This window comes from Streptomyces fuscigenes (genome assembly GCF_021556455.1).
In the GTDB taxonomy this organism is placed as follows: domain Bacteria; phylum Actinomycetota; class Actinomycetes; order Streptomycetales; family Streptomycetaceae; genus Streptomyces; species Streptomyces fuscigenes.
The window spans coordinates 1-14962 of sequence record NZ_JAKGCV010000027.1; the positions used below are offsets into that span (position 1 = coordinate 1).

At 73.7% G+C, this 14962-nt stretch carries 10 protein-coding genes and 2 tRNA genes; 6 read left to right on the forward strand and 6 right to left on the reverse strand.

Annotated elements, in window-relative coordinates; all coding sequences use genetic code 11:
• Positions 1-134 precede the first annotated feature (134 nt).
• Positions 135-878, reverse strand: a complete 744-nt coding sequence (locus tag L1885_RS05315) for a SanA/YdcF family protein (protein ID WP_235795796.1) — start codon at positions 876-878, stop codon at positions 135-137.
• Between the two features lie 395 nt (positions 879-1273).
• Here L1885_RS05315 and L1885_RS05320 point away from each other — a divergent pair, with 395 nt between their 5' ends.
• From L1885_RS05320 to L1885_RS05335, 4 genes are all read left to right on the forward strand, one after another.
• Positions 1274-2791 (forward strand): deoxyguanosinetriphosphate triphosphohydrolase, encoded by a 1518-nt coding sequence (locus L1885_RS05320; protein WP_235795797.1) that lies wholly within the window; start codon positions 1274-1276, stop codon positions 2789-2791.
• Between the two features lie 414 nt (positions 2792-3205).
• Positions 3206-4477: an NAD(P)/FAD-dependent oxidoreductase gene (locus L1885_RS05325; protein WP_235795798.1), complete on the forward strand. Its 1272-nt coding sequence runs from the start codon at positions 3206-3208 to the stop codon at positions 4475-4477.
• 90 nt (positions 4478-4567) lie between these two features.
• The gene (gene dnaG, locus L1885_RS05330) at positions 4568-6514 is read left to right on the forward strand and encodes a DNA primase (RefSeq protein WP_235795799.1); all 1947 of its coding nucleotides are present in this window, start codon (positions 4568-4570) and stop codon (positions 6512-6514) included.
• A 295-nt stretch (positions 6515-6809) separates the two neighbouring features.
• Complete coding sequence (locus tag L1885_RS05335; RefSeq protein ID WP_308117277.1) at positions 6810-7961, forward strand: RNA polymerase sigma factor; 1152 nt, start codon at positions 6810-6812, stop codon at positions 7959-7961.
• A 245-nt stretch (positions 7962-8206) separates the two neighbouring features.
• Here L1885_RS05335 and L1885_RS05340 read toward each other — a convergent pair whose 3' ends face one another.
• From L1885_RS05340 to L1885_RS05360, 5 genes are all read right to left on the reverse strand, one after another.
• Complete coding sequence (locus L1885_RS05340; RefSeq protein ID WP_235795800.1) at positions 8207-8377, reverse strand: hypothetical protein; 171 nt, start codon at positions 8375-8377, stop codon at positions 8207-8209.
• Positions 8378-8591: 214 nt separating this feature from the next.
• Entirely contained in the window at positions 8592-10523 is a 1932-nt protein-coding gene (locus L1885_RS05345; RefSeq protein ID WP_235795801.1) for an ABC transporter ATP-binding protein, read from the reverse strand.
• The gene (locus L1885_RS05350; RefSeq protein WP_235795802.1) at positions 10523-12256 is read right to left on the reverse strand and encodes an ABC transporter ATP-binding protein; all 1734 of its coding nucleotides are present in this window, start codon (positions 12254-12256) and stop codon (positions 10523-10525) included. Before L1885_RS05350 ends, L1885_RS05345 begins: the two co-directional genes overlap by 1 nt.
• A 407-nt stretch (positions 12257-12663) precedes the next feature.
• Positions 12664-14196 carry an FGGY family carbohydrate kinase gene (locus L1885_RS05355; RefSeq protein ID WP_235795803.1) on the reverse strand — a complete coding sequence of 511 codons (1533 nt, stop codon included), beginning with the start codon at positions 14194-14196 and terminating at the stop codon, positions 12664-12666.
• A gap of 101 nt (positions 14197-14297) precedes the next feature.
• Positions 14298-14600 carry a YtxH domain-containing protein gene (locus tag L1885_RS05360; RefSeq protein ID WP_235795804.1) on the reverse strand — a complete coding sequence of 101 codons (303 nt, stop codon included), beginning with the start codon at positions 14598-14600 and terminating at the stop codon, positions 14298-14300.
• Positions 14601-14802: 202 nt separating this feature from the next.
• Here L1885_RS05360 and L1885_RS05365 point away from each other — a divergent pair.
• Both L1885_RS05365 and L1885_RS05370 read left to right on the forward strand, forming a co-directional pair.
• Positions 14803-14875: transfer RNA gene (locus tag L1885_RS05365), tRNA-Asn, on the forward strand.
• A gap of 5 nt (positions 14876-14880) precedes the next feature.
• Positions 14881-14953 (forward strand) — tRNA-Asn (locus L1885_RS05370).
• Positions 14954-14962 lie beyond the last annotated feature (9 nt).

The window sequence follows — 14962 nt, forward strand, 5'->3', positions numbered from 1 at the left end:
CTGAGCCCCGCGGCGAGGCGCGGCAGCGTGCGCGCCGCCGGTGCCCGCGCCGGGACGGGCGGGACCTGTGCCGGGATGCCTCCGGGACCTGCGTCGGGCCCGGCTCCTGACGTCCCGCCCGCGGCGCGGCGGGCTCACCCCTTGCCGGAACCGCCTCCGCCGGAACGGCCCCCGGCGGCCGCGGCTTTCGGCGGTTCCGGGGCGGCGAGTGCCCGTGCGACGCCGTGCTCCTTCGGGCCGAGGAAGGTGGGGGCCGGCCGGAACACCGCGTCCAGCGACGCCTTGCCCGCGGCGAGGACCTCGCGGGTCTGGCCGTAGTACCAGGTGGCGTCGTGCGGTTCGGCGACCGGCACCCCGTACGAGCGGATGCCCGCCGCTTCGCACAGGGCCAGCGCCCGCGTCACGTGGAAGCCCTGGGTCACCAGCACCGCCCTGCGCACACCGAAGATGCGACGGGCCCTGGTGCAGGAGTCCCAGGTGTCGAAGCCCGCGTAGTCGTCCACGACGCGGGCGCCCGGCACGCCGTGCCCCGTGAGGTAGGCGCGCATCGCGTCCGGCTCGTCGTAGTCCCTCGTACTGTTGTCGCCCGTCACCAGGACCACCTTGACCTTGCCGGTGCGGTACAGCGCCACCGCCGCGTCCAGCCGGTGCGCGAGGTAGGGGGTGGGGGCGCCGTCGCGCAGGCCCGCGCCGAAGACGATCGCGACGTCGGCGGCGGGCACGTCCGCCACCGTGCGGACCCGGCCGTCGGACGACAGGTGCAGCCACGCGGCGGGTGCGAGCACGAGCGCACACACGCCCATCACCGCCTGGGCCAGACGGCGCTGCCCCCGCCGCGTCCGCGACCACGCGCGCACCGCATGCCGCGTCCGTACCATCCACGTACCTCGCACAGCCCCGACCTCCCGCCGCCTTCGCGGCATGCACCCCGCGACCCGGTGACCCCCGTGACCAGGCAGGCCCCTGGCCCCGGTGGCGCCGGCCACCCGGGTGGGCCGGACAACCCAGGTGACCCGATGACACCGCGGGCGGATCCCCGCCGAGCGGGGGCCCGCGCCCGCAACTCCTGTGAGGACGCGCGCGGAAGCCCCGCGGTTCGCCCGTACCGCGAGCTCGGCGAGTTTTCGGACGCCTCGGCCACCCGCCCGGCCCGCCCCGCGCCCACAGCCCCGGCCGCCCCGCCCGCCGCAACACTCCCCGTCCCCGCCCCGGCCGTCGCGCCCCCCGAGCGGGCGGCCTCCGCTTTCCGGGCCGCTCGGTTACCGTCGGAGCCATGGCAGGCACCTCCGGACCGTCCCCGTCGGGCCCCTCGTCGGCGTGGTCCGCCCCCACTCCGCACCAGGAGTCCACCTCGTACCAGGAGTCCACCTCGCACCAGGAACCCGTCTCGCACCAGGGACCCTCCGTGCCCACGGAGACAGCAGGGCCAGCGGAGACAGCGGAGACAGCAGGGACGGCAGGGACGTCGGCCGGCCCCGGACCGGCGGGCGGCGGAGACGTCCCGGGCCACTACGGGCCCGACGACACCGCCCGCTGGGTCGCCGAGCCCGACAAGCGGCCCGGGCGCACCTCGTTCCAGCGGGACAGGGCCCGCGTCCTGCACTCGTCCGCCCTGCGCAGGCTGGCGGGCAAGACGCAGGTCGTCACCCCCGGCGCGCCGGGTGAGGAATGGGACGCCAGCCCGCGCACCCGGCTCACCCACTCCCTCGAATGCGCGCAGGTCGGCCGCGAGCTGGGAGCGGCCCTCGGCTGCGACCCCGATCTGGTCGAAGCGGCCTGTCTCTCCCACGACATGGGGCATCCGCCGTTCGGCCACAACGGGGAGCGGGTGCTGGACGAGTTCGCCGAGGACTGCGGAGGCTTCGAGGGCAACGCCCAGTCCCTGCGGCTGCTCACACGGATCGAGCCGAAGCGGTTCGCGCCGCCCGGCGCGGGAACCGTCCCCGAGGGCGCGGGCGTCGGCCTCAACCTGACGCGTGCCGCCCTGGACGCGGCCACCAAGTACCCCTGGACGCGGGCCACCGCGGAGGCCGGGGCGGCGCCGGGCAGCCGCGTCAAGTTCGGGGTGTACGAGGACGACCTGCCGGTGTTCGCGTGGGTGCGCGAGGGCGCCCCCGCCGGCCGCACCTGCTTCGAGGCCCAGGTCATGGACTGGTCGGACGACGTCGCGTACTCCGTCCACGACTTCGAGGACGGCCTGCACGCCGGGTACATCGACCCCGCGGCCCTCGCCTCGCCCGCCGAGCGCGAGGAGATCTGGGCCGTCGCCCTCGACCGCCACACCGGGCCCGGCACCGACCCGGCCGAACTCGCGGCCGCGCTCGACCGCCTGACGGCCGAGGAGTGGTGGCCCCACGCGCACGACGGCTCCGCCGTGGCGCAGGGCAGGCTCAAGGACGCGGCGAGCGAGCTGATCGGACGGTTCTGCCTCGCCGCCGAGACCGCGACCCGCGCGGCCTACGGGCCCGGCCCGCTCACCCGGTACGGCGCGCGTCTCGTCGTGCCGCGCCCCGCCCGTCTCGAATGCGCCGTCCTGAAGGCGGTGGCCGACCGGTACGTCATCCAGCGCGCCGAGCAGGAGGCGATCCGCGCCGGCCAGCGCGTGGTCCTCGCGGAGCTCGCGGAGGCCCTGCTCGACCGGGCGCCGTTCGGGCTGAACCCGCAGTTCCGCGCCCTGTTCGAGGCGGCGCCCGACGACGCGGCGCGCAAGCGCGCCGTGGTGGACCAGGTCGCCTCCCTGACGGACGCCGCCGCGCGGGCCCTGCACGCCCGGGTGACCGGTCAGCACTGAGACCGCCGCCGCCCGGCACCGCCCGGCCGCCCGCTGCCCCGGCGCACACCCCGCCCCCGCGCACACCCCGCCCCCCTGCGCACGCCCGCCGCCCCGTCATGACCGCCCCGCCTCCGCGTGCGCGCACCGGCATGGGGCAAGATCGTCCCGGGGCGGGATCGAGCCCGGGGGCGGTGTCGGACCCGGTCCGGATCCGCCCCGAAGGCACGTGCCGCCCGCGCGGCTCCGATCCGTCCGGTCCCGGGACGGCCCCTCCGCGGCCGTCGCGGGACCCGGTCGGGCGAATCCGCCGGTACCCGGGCATCACCTGTCTGATCAGGGCAAGAAGACACACCCGTGGAGCACCCCCTCTTCCGCCATCACGCTCCGTGCGGGACGCTCGCAGATGGCGGCAGCACTACGAGGAGGCATCAAGTGGTCGACGCACATCGCACATTCGTCATCGTCGGTGGCGGCCTAGCGGCGGCGAAAGCGGCGGAGGCCCTCCGTGCGGAGGGGTTCACCGGCCGGGTGATCCTGATCGGCGACGAGCGTGACCACCCCTACGAAAGGCCCGCGCTGTCCAAGGGCTATCTGGCGGGCAAGGACGAGCGCTCCAGCGTCTTCGTCCACGAGGCCGCGTGGTACGCCAAGAACGAGGTGGAACTCCACCTCGGGCAGACGGTCACCTCCATCGACCGGGAGGAGCACTCCGTCCACCTGGGCGACGGCAGCTCCGTGCGCTACGACAAGCTCCTGCTCGCGACCGGAGCGGAGCCGCGCCGGCTCGACGTCCCGGGCACCGGCCTCGCGGGCGTCCACCACCTGCGCCGCCTGGCGCACGCCGAGCGGCTGCGCCACGTCCTGTCGTCCCTCGGCCGCGACAACGGCCACATCGTCGTCGCGGGCGCCGGCTGGATCGGCCTCGAAGTCGCCGCCGCCGCCCGCACATACGGGGCTGAGGTCACCGTCGTCGAGGCCGCCGAGTCGCCGCTGCACCGGGTCATCGGGCCCGAGATCGGCCAGCTGTTCACGGACCTGCACGCCGATCACGGCGTCCGCTTCCACTTCGGTGCCCGGCTCACCGAGATCGTCGGCCAGGACGGGGTCGTCCTCGCTGCCCGTACCGACGACGGCGAGGAGCACCCGGCGCACGACGTGCTCGCCGCGATCGGCGCCGCGCCGCGCGTCGGCCTCGCCGAGGCGGCGGGCCTCACGCTCGCCGGGCCCGCGGAGGGCGGCGGCATCCAGGTCGACGCCGGCCTGCGCACGTCGGACCCGGACATCTACGCCGCCGGCGACGTCGCCTCCGTGCCGTGCCCCTGGGGCGCGGCGGCGGGCGGCCGGGTCCGGGTCGAGCACTGGGCGAACGCCCTCAACTCGGGCCCGGCCGCCGCGCGGGCGATGCTCGGGCAGGACGTGACGTACGACCGCGTGCCGTACTTCTTCTCCGACCAGTACGACCTCGGCCTCGAGTACTCGGGCTGGGCACCGCCCGGCTCCTACGACGAGGTCGTGGTGCGCGGCGACACCGGGAAGCGGGAGTTCATCGCGTTCTGGCTGGGCGGCGGCAAGGTGCTGGCCGGGATGAACGTCAACGTGTGGGACGTGACGGACGACATCCAGCGCCTCATCCGCTCGGGGGCCCGGACCGGCCGCGAGGTGCTCGCCGACCCGTCCGTTCCGCTGGGGGAGATCGGCCGCTGAGCGCGGCGCCCGGGCGCCTCGGCCGGCGGGGGGAGCCCCCGGCGCCCACGGCGTCGCGGGAGTGTCCGCGCGTCCCCGTAGAATTCACCCGTGGCCGGCAGGATCAACGATGACGACGTGAAGGCGGTACGGGACGCGGTCCCGATCGACGCCGTCGTGTCCGAGTACCTCCAGCTGCGCAACGCGGGCGGCGGCAACCTCAAGGGCCTCTGCCCCTTCCACGACGAGAAGTCCCCGTCCTTCCAGGTCAGTCCGAGCAAGGGTCTCTTCCACTGCTTCGGCTGCCAGGAGGGCGGGGACACCATCGCCTTCGTGATGAAGATCGACCACCTCTCGTTCTCCGAGACGGTCGAGCGCCTGGCTGCCCGGGCCGGCATCACGCTGCGGTACGAGGAGGGCGGGTACAACCCGTCCGGCCAGCGCGGCGAGCGCACGCGCCTGGTCGACGCGCATGTGGCCGCCGCCCGCTACTACACGGAGCAGCTCGCCTCCCCGGAGGCCGAGATCGGCCGGAAGTTCCTCGCCGAGCGCGGCTTCGACCAGGCGGCCGCGGAGCACTTCGAGGTCGGCTACAGCCCGGCCGGCTGGGACCACCTCACGCGCTTCCTGCGCGGCCAGGGCTTCAGCGACCGCGAGTTGATCATGTCCGGCCTCTCGCAGGACGGCAGGCGGGGCCCGATCGACCGGTTCCGCGGGCGCCTGATGTGGCCCATTCGCGACATCTCCGGAGATGTCGTCGGATTCGGTGCGCGGCGGCTGCGGGACGACGACAACGGCCCCAAGTACCTGAACACCCCGGAGACGCCCATCTACCGGAAGTCCCAGGTGCTCTACGGCGTCGACCTGGCGAAGAAGGACATCGCCAAGGCCAGCAGGGCGGTCGTCGTCGAGGGCTACACCGACGTGATGGCCTGCCACCTCGCCGGCGTCACCACCGCCATCGCGACCTGCGGCACGGCGTTCGGCGGGGACCACATCAAGATCCTGCGCAGGCTGCTGATGGACAACGGCAGCGCCCGCGTGATCTTCACCTTCGACGGCGACGCGGCCGGGCAGAAGGCCGCCCTGCGTGCCTTCGAGGACGACCAGAAGTTCGCGGCGGAGACGTACATCGCGATCGCGCCCGACGGCATGGACCCGTGCGAGCTGCGGCTCGCGAAGGGCGACGACGCCGTGCAGGACCTCGTGCAGCCGCGCACCCCGCTCTTCGAGTTCGCGATCCGGCAGATCGTCGCCCGCTACGACCTGGAGGTCCCGGCGGGCCGCGCCGCCGCCCTCGACGAGGCCGCGCCCATCGTGGCCCGCATCAAGAACTCCGCGTCCCAGCACGAGGTGGCGGTGCAGCTGGCCGGGATGCTCGGCATCCTCGACACGCAGTTCGTGGTCAAGCGCGTCGCGCAGCTCGCGCGGTGGGCACGGGACCGCGGCGGCCGGGGGCCCGCCCAGGCGTCCGGCCCAAATCCGGGCCAGGGGTCCGGTCAGGGCCCGGGCCGCGGCCCCGCGGGCCCCGCCGGGCAGGGGCCGGGGGGCGGCAGGGGGCCCGCGGGTCCCGCGCTGTACCTGCGCAACCCGGTCTACGCGACCGAGCGCGAACTGCTCAAACTGGCGCTCCAGCGGCCCGAGCTGGTGACACCGGCGTTCGACGCGTACGAGATCGACGAGTTCACCGCCCCGCCGTACGCGGAGGTGCGCGCCTGCATCGACCAGGCCGGGGGAGCGGAGCAGGGCTGCGCGGACGTGCGCGACTACCTGGCCCGGGTCCGCGAGGCGGCGCCCGACGACGGCGTGCGCAAGCTCGTGACCGAGCTGGCGGTCGAGGTGTTCCGCGGCAAGTCCATCGACGAGCTCTACGCGGGACAGCAGCTCGTCCAGGTCCGCATCCGCGCCGTCGACCGCCGCATCCAGGACGTCACGTCCGCGCTGACGCGCCTCGGCAACGGGGGCGACCCCCAGCAGTACACGGCCGTGCAGAACGAGCTGTGGGTGCTCCAGCAGTACGGCCAGACCCTGCGCAACCACGGCGTGGCCGCCCTCTAGGCACCCCGTCCCGCCCCGCACCCCGCCCGGGCCCCGCGGCCGCGCCGGCCCTTGTGCGCCCGCGCCCCCGCCGGCTGCCCGCCGACCCCGCCGGACGGCGGGATTCCGTACCACCTGGCGCTCCGCCCCCGGCCGCCCGGCAGGCCCCGCGCGGCCGGCGGGGAACGCGCCCGCACGCCGGGCAAAAAGTGCGCGCACGCCCCTCGTGGGCAGGGTGTGGCGTACCCCACACTGGGGGCGGGTCCTTGCTGCCGCACCCTTCCGAGCCCGGCAGCGACCATCTGGAGGTCTCCTCGTGCAGACCCAGACACTCGCTCCCCGCGTACCCGGCCAGTACCACTCGCCCGAGGCGACGGGCGACGCCACCCGGCCGGGCGGCCGTGACGCCCCGGACGCGCACGGCGCGGAAACCGGCGCCGGGGCGCCCGGGCCCCCGGACCCGCCGGACGCGCGGGATCCGTCCAGGACACCGGATCCGGCGGACGAGCAGGGGCCGCTGGACACGCCCGGCAGCCGCCCGGCGGGCGCCACGGGTGCCACGTCCTCCGACCTGCTGCGCCAGTACCTGCGCGAGATCGGGCGGGTGCGCCTGCTGACCGCGGCGGAGGAGGTGGAACTGGCCCGCAGGGTCGAGGCGGGCCTGTTCGCCGAGCACAAGCTCGGCACGGTCCGGGGCCTCGACGAGCAGCTCGCACTCGACCTCGACCGCATCGTCGTCCTCGGCCGGACGGCCAAGCGCCGCCTCATCGAGGCGAACCTGCGGCTCGTCGTGTCCGTGGCGAAGCGCTACGTCGGACGCGGCCTGACCATGCTGGACCTGATCCAGGAGGGCAACCTCGGGCTCATCCGCGCGGTCGAGAAGTTCGACTACGCCCGCGGCTACAAGTTCTCCACGTACGCGACCTGGTGGATCCGCCAGGCCGTGTCCCGCGCCCTCGCCGACCAGGCCCGCACGATCCGCGTGCCGGTGCACGTCGTCGAGCTGATCAACCGCGTGGTGCGGGTGCAGCGCCGCCTCCTCCAGGAGAGGGGCTGCGAGCCGACGTGGGCCGAGGTGGCCGCGCAGCTCGGGCTCGCCCCGGAACGGGTGGGCGAGGTGCTGCGGCTCGCGCAGGAACCCGTCTCCCTGTACGCGCCGGTCGGCGAGGAGGAGGACCTCGCGCTGGGCGACCTGATCGAGGACGGCGACGCGGCCTCGCCCGTCGAGTCCGCGTCGTTCCTGCTGCTGCGCCGGCACCTCGACGCGGTGCTCTCGACGCTCGGCGAGCGCGAGCGCAAGGTCGTGCAGCTGCGGTACGGGCTGACCGACGGGCGCCCGCGGACCCTGGAGGAGATCGGCCAGATCTTCGGCGTGACCCGCGAGCGCATCAGGCAGATCGAGGCCAGGACGCTCGGCAGGCTCCGCGACCACGCGCTCGCCGACCAGCTCCGGGGCTATCTCGACTGACCCGTGGCCCGTGGCCCGTGGCCCGTGGCTCGTGGCCCGTGGCTCGTGACCCGTGACCCGTGACCCGTGACCCGTAGCCGTGGCCGTGGCCCGGGGCGGGGGAGCGCCGTGGCGCACGGCGCTCCCCCGCGCCGCCGCGCCCTTGCCGTACCCGTTCCGTATCCGTCCCGCATCCGCGCACGGGAAAACCCGCCCTCCGGTCCGAAGGCGGGCTTCCGTTCACGGGCGGGGCCGGTGCCGTGCCCTTACGGGAACAGCGCGATGCCCACGAGGATCAGGAGCATGATCGCGAGGATCGCGCCTCCTGTGGACCAGCTGCGCTGGTGCCTCACCCGCCTGGCCGGGCCGCCTCGCGGCCTGTCCTCCAGGAGCGTGGGGTGCTGCGGCCTTCCGTGCTTGTAGAACATGTCCGCCATGACGACCCCCTTCAGGTGGTCCCGGTCACTCCTAAGGGCCGAATACCCGCATATCGGACACCCATGCCTGGGCGGAAACCGACGGGGCGGCCGTGCGCCCGGAGTCACGGAACGCAACCGACCGTGTCCCGCCGGCGCCGGCGGGACCGCCCGGCGGGACCGCCCGGACGGGCCCGGAGCCCATCGCCGTGCGGCCCCCGCGCGCCCGGACCCGTCAGTCGACCTCCGCCACCGCCTGGGCGAACTGCGCCTTGTACAGGCGGGCGTACGCGCCGTCCGCCGTCAGCAGCTGCTCGTGCGAGCCCTGCTCGACGATGGAGCCGTTCTCCATCACGAGGATCACGTCCGCGTCTCGGATCGTAGAGAGCCGGTGCGCGATGACGAAGCTCGTCCTGCCGTGCGCGAGGCGCGCCATCGCCTTCTGGATCAGCACCTCGGTGCGGGTGTCCACGGAGCTCGTCGCCTCGTCGAGCACCAGGATCACCGGATCGGACAGGAACGCCCGCGCGATGGTGATCAGCTGCTTCTCGCCCGCGCTGACGCCCGAGCCCTCGTCGTCCAGGACCGTGTCGTAGCCGTCGGGCAGCGTGCGGACGAACCGGTCCGCGTGCGCCGCGCGCGCCGCCTCCTCGATCTCGGCCCGCGTCACCTTGCGGGAGGCGCCGTACGCGATGTTCTCCGCGATCGTCCCCCCGAACAACCAGGTGTCCTGGAGCACCATCCCTATCCCGGAGCGCAGTTGCTCGCGGGTCATCTCGCGCACGTCCACGCCGTCGAGGGTGATGCGGCCGGACGACACCTCGTAGAAGCGCATCAGCAGGTTGACGAGCGTGGTCTTGCCCGCGCCCGTCGGGCCGACGATCGCCACGGTCTGGCCCGGCTCGACCGCCAGGGACAGGTCCTCGATCAGCGGCTTCTCCGGGTCGTAGCGGAACGAGACCTTCTCCAGCGCCACCCGGCCGCGCGGCGGCGTGAGCATCTTGCGGGCGGGCCCGTCCGGCTCCTGCTCGTCCGCGTCCAGCAGCTCGAAGATCCGCTCGGCGGACGCGACGCCCGACTGCACGAGATTCGCCATCGAGGCGACCTGCGTGAGGGGCTGCGAGAACTGCCGCGAGTACTGGATGAAGGCCTGCACGTCACCGATCGACAGCGCGCCCGACGCGACCCGGAGCCCGCCGACGACCGCGACCAGCACGTAGTTGAGGTTCGAGACGAACATCATCAGCGGCTGCATGATGCCGCTGTTGAACTGGGCCCGGAACGCGGCCTCGTAGAGCAGCTCGTTCTGCTCCTCGAACGCGGCCGCCGACTCCTCCTGCCGGCCGAAGGTCTTGACCAGCGTGTGACCCGTGTACATCTCCTCGATGTGCGCGTTCAGCTTGCCGGTGACCCGCCACTGCTGCACGAACTGCGGCTGCGACCGCTTGCCGACCCGCGTCGCGACCAGCACCGACAGCGGCACCGTCACGAGCGCGATCAGCGCCAGCAGCCACGACACCCAGAACATCATCGCGATGACACCGACGATGGTCAGCAGCGAGTTGACCATCTGGCCCATCGTCTGCTGCATCGTCTGCGCGATGTTGTCCACGTCGTTCGTCGCCCGGCTGAGCACCTCGCCGCGCCGCTGCCGGTCGAAGTACGACAGCGGCAGGCGCGCCAGCTTCGCCTGGATGTCCTCGCGCAGCCGGTACACCGTGCGGTTGATGATCCGGATCGACATGCGCTGCGCGACCAGCATCAGCAGCCCCGCCGCCAGGTAGACGAGCAGGGCGCTCAGCAGCGTCCTGCCGACCTGGTCGAAGTCGATGCCGTGCCCCGGCACGAAGTCGACCCCCTTCAGCAGGTCGGCGACCCCGCCCTGGCCGCGTGCCCGCAGCCCCGCGATCGCCTGCGCCTTCGTCGCGCCCTCCGGCATCGCGCGACCGATCACGCCCGCGAAGATCAGGTCGGTCGCCTTGCCGAGGATGCGCGGGCCCTCGACCGAGAGACCGACGCTCACCACCGCTGCGGCGATCATCGCGACGAGCGCGGAGCGGTACTGCGTCAGCCGGCGCAGCAGCCGCTTCGCCGAGCCCTTGAAGTCCGCGGACCGCTGCGTGTGCGCGGCGGCCGCCATCATCCGCCCGGGTCCTCCGCCGCTCATCAGGCCGCCTCCGCCTCGGTCAGCTGGGAGAGCACGATCTCCCGGTACGTCTCATTGGTCGCCATCAGCTCGGCGTGGCGGCCCGTGCCGACCACGCGGCCCTCGTCCAGCACCACGATCCGGTCGGCGTCCCGGATCGTCGACACGCGCTGCGCGACGATCACCACCGTCGCCTCGGCGGTCTCCCGCGCCAGCGCGGCGCGCAGCGCGGCGTCGGTGGCGTAGTCGAGGGCGGAGAACGAGTCGTCGAACAGGTAGATCTCCGGGCGCTGCACGAGGGTCCGCGCGATCGAGAGCCGCTGCCGCTGGCCGCCCGACACGTTCGTGCCGCCCTGGGAGACCGGCGCGTCGAGACCGCCCTCCAGCTTCGTCACGAACTCCTTGGCCTGCGCCACCTCCAGCGCGTGCCACAGCTCCTCGTCCGTCGCGTCGGGGTTGCCGTACCGGAGGTTCGTCGCGATGGTCCCGGCGAAGAGGTACGGCTTCTGCGGCACCAGGCTCACCGTCTTCGCGAGCAGCGCGGCGTCCAGCTCCCGCACGTCCTGCCCGTCTACCAGCACCTGGCCGGCCGTCACGTCCATCAGCCGCGGCACGAGGGTGAGCAGCGTCGACTTGCCGCTGCCGGTCGAGCCGATGACCGCGGTCGTCTCGCCGGGCCGCGCGACGAGCGTCACGGCGCGCAGCACGGACTCCTCGGCACCGGGGTAGCGGAAGTCGACGTCCCGCATCTCCAGGTGGCCGTGCGCGCGCAGCTCCCGGACGGGGCTCTGCGGCGGCACGACGCTGGAGTCCGTGTCGAGGACCTCCTCGATGCGCTCGGCGCAGACCTCGGCCCGCGGCACCATGATGAACATGAACGTGGCCATCATCACGGCCATGACGATCTGCATCAGGTACGACAGGAACGCGGTCAGGGCGCCGATCTGCATGTGCCCGCCGTCGATGCGGTGGGCGCCGAACCAGACCACCGCGATCGAGGACACGTTCACCACGGTCATCACCGTGGGGAACATGAGCGACATCAGGCGGCCCGTCGACAGCTGGAGCGCGGCGACCTCGGTGTTGGCCGTCCCGAAGCGCCCCTTCTCGTAGTCGTCGCGGACGAAGGCGCGGATGACGCGGTTGCCGGTGATCTGCTCGCGCAGCACCCGGTTCACGCTGTCCAGCTTCTTCTGCATCTGGCGGAACAGCGGCCGCATCCGGCGCACGATCAGGCTCACCGCGATGCCGAGGACGGGCACCACGGCCAGCAGGATCGACGAGAGGGGCACGTCCTGGCTGAGCGCCATGACGATCCCGCCGACGCACATGATCGGCGCGGACACCATCAGCGTGAACGACATGAGCGTCAGCATCTGGACCTGCTGCACGTCGTTCGTCGTCCGGGTGATCAGCGACGGCGCCCCGAAGCGGCTCACCTCGCGCGCCGAGAAGCTCTGCACGCGGTGGAAGACGGCGGAGCGCACGTCGCGGCCCACCGAGGACGCCGTCCGGGCGCCGTAGTAGACGGCGCCTATGTTGCACAGCACCTGGCCGATCGACACGACCAGCATGATCGTGCCGAACTCGAGGATGTAGCCCGTGTCCCCGCTCACGACACCGTTGTCGATGATGTCGGCGTTGAGCGTGGGGAGGTAGAGGGTGGCGACGGTCTGCAGCAGCTGGAGCGCCACCAGCAGACCGATCGGTCGTCTGTACGGAGCGAGGTGGGTCCGTAGGAGTCGTACGAGCACGCGGGCGTCTCTCCGGGTCGGCGGTCAGAGGTCGCCCACCATCTTGCGGCACCCGGGCCCTTGATTCCCACGGAATTGTGCCGTGGAGGACACCGGAATGGCCAAGGCCGGGTCAAGGTACGCAGGGTCACCTCCGGCGCACGCGCCGAGGTGCCGCCTTCCCTCCCCTCCGGGACCGCCGCCCCGTGGACCCCGGGAAGCGGCCGGAGGCACGCCCGCGCGGAACTCCCGGCGGCACGGAACGCCGGAGACGACGGGGGCGCGAATCGCACGGCGCCCCGGAGGCGAACGGTCCGCGACTACGCGGGCGTCCCGGACGGGAAAGGGGCCGCGACTACGCGGGCGTCCCGGAGGGGGAAAGGGGCCGCGACTGTGCGGGCGTCCCGGAGGCGGACGGGGGGCCGCGACTACGCGGGGCCAGGTCGTTCGGGCACCAGCCCGCCGTCAGGATCCGTCCCGGCCGCTCCCGCTCCCGCACCCGCGTCGGACGCCGGGGCCGACGGCCCGTCGAACGCGCCGGGGTGGATGTGCTCCCGCGTGGCCCGGTACTGCTGGCGCACGGCGGCGCCGACCGCCAGGTCGTCCCCGGGCTCGAAGACCTGCGCCGCCGCGCCCTGCCACGCGGGCGGCGTGTCCGGCGACAGCGTCCCCCGCGACACGCCGAGCGCCCACGCGGCCTGCCGCGCCGCACCGAGCGCCGCGTACTCCGCGGGCTGCGGCACGACGACCTGCGCGCCGAACACGGCCGGGGCGACGGCCTGCACGGCCGGCAACTCGGCGGCCGCGCCCAGCAGGAAGACCCGGCGCACCTCCACGCCCCGCCCGCGCAGCACGTCCATCGCGTCCGCGAGGGAGCAGAGCATCCCCTCGAACGCGGCGCGCGCCAGGTGCTCGCGGCGCATCGACTCACGGCGCAGGCCGCTGAGGGTGCCCGCCGTGTGGGGCAGGTGCGGGGTGCGCTCGCCCTCCAGGTAGGGGAGCAGGACGAGCCCCGAGGAGCCGGGCGTCGACGTGAGGGCGAGCGCCGACAGGTCGGCCAGGTCCTCGATGCCGAGCAGCTCCGCGGTGCCGCGCAGCGCGCGTACGGCGTTGCTCGTGTGCACGACCGGCAGGTGCATGCCCGTGGCGTCCGCGAACGACGTGATGGTCCCCGACGGGTCCGTCAGCGCCTCGCCGTGCACCGCCATCACGGAGCCGGAGGCGCCGAGCGAGACGACCGCGTCCCCCGCCCCGAGCCCGAGGCCGAAGGCCGCGGCCATCGTCTCACCGGTGCCGGCCGAGATCAGCAGCCCCTCGGGCGTCGTGCCGGCGGCCTCCGCCGGCGCCAGCACCTCCGGCACGCCGATGCGGTGGCCGAGGGCGAGTTCGATCAGGTCCTGCCGGTACGTGCCGCTCCCGGCGGCCCAGTAGCCGGTGCCGGACGCGTCCCCGCGGTCCGTGGTGCGGCGCACCGGCCTGCCGAGCAGCTGCCACACGATCCAGTCGTGCGCCTGCATCACCGACGCGACGCGCCGCGCCGCCTCCGGCTCGTGCCGGGCGAGCCAGCGCAGCTTCGCGAGGATCTGGCCGGACTGCGGGACGCCGCCCACGGCCTCGGCCCAGGCCCGGCGCCCGCCGAGCGCGTCGACCAGGTCGGCCGCGGCCACCTGCGCGCGCTTGTCGTTGCCGAGGAGCGCCGGCCGCACGAGCCCGCCCTGCCCGTCGAGCGCGATCAGCCCGTGCTGCTGGGCCGAGACGCCGATGGCCTGCACGCCCTCCAGGACCCCGCCGGTCGCGGCCTCGCCCAGGGAGAGCAGCCAGGCCTGGGGATCGATGTCCGTGGCCTTCGGGTCGACCGGATGCGGCGCGTAGCCCTGCCGCAGGACGGCACCGGTGTCGGTGTCGCAGACGACGATGCGTGTGGCCGCGGACGAGCTGTCGAGACCGGCGACTATTCCCATGGCGGAGATTCTACGGACAGCGATCGGCGGGCCCCGACGCCCGTCGGAGCCCGCCGATCGCCCGCGCGCACCGTCCGAACGGACGGCGGCCCGAGGCCGCTTCAGGTGTTGGTGGTGCCCCAGTCGTCCTCGCCCCCGCGGCCGCTGCGCTCCCGCAGGGACCGCACGCGCTGCGCGACGGAGGCCGGCACCTTCTCCTCCATGCGGCCGCTCACCGAGTGGTACGCCTTGCCGGCGAACTCGCGTCCGGTCTGGGCCGCGGTCTCGGTGGCGTTGCGCACCGCCGGGTTCTGCGAGACCTGCTGCGCGGCCTTCTTCAGCTTCTCGTAGCGCTCGCGGCCTGCGCGGGTTCCCAGAACGTATCCGAGAGCCAGACCCGCGATGAACGTGAGGCGGTACCTCATTGGCTGCCACCCTTTCCTAGCGTCGGACCGTGGGGCCGTCTGTCGTGATGCGCCTACCCCGTCACGGCCCGGGATCACCCGACGTGACCCGGCACGATACCGATTGGCGGAGCACCCCCCTGCTTGCGCTAATGTATGTGTCGCAGCGAGCACGCGCCGCCTGGGTGACCCGGACCGGCGATGCCCGTCGCAGACGCAGCAATCCCCTGTAGCTCAATTGGCAGAGCAGCCGGCTGTTAACCGGCAGGTTACTGGTTCGAGTCCAGTCGGGGGAGCGCGATCCCCTGTAGCTCAATTGGCAGAGCATTCGGCTGTTAACCGGAGGGTTACTGGTTCGAGTCCAGTCGGGGGAGCACAGCTCG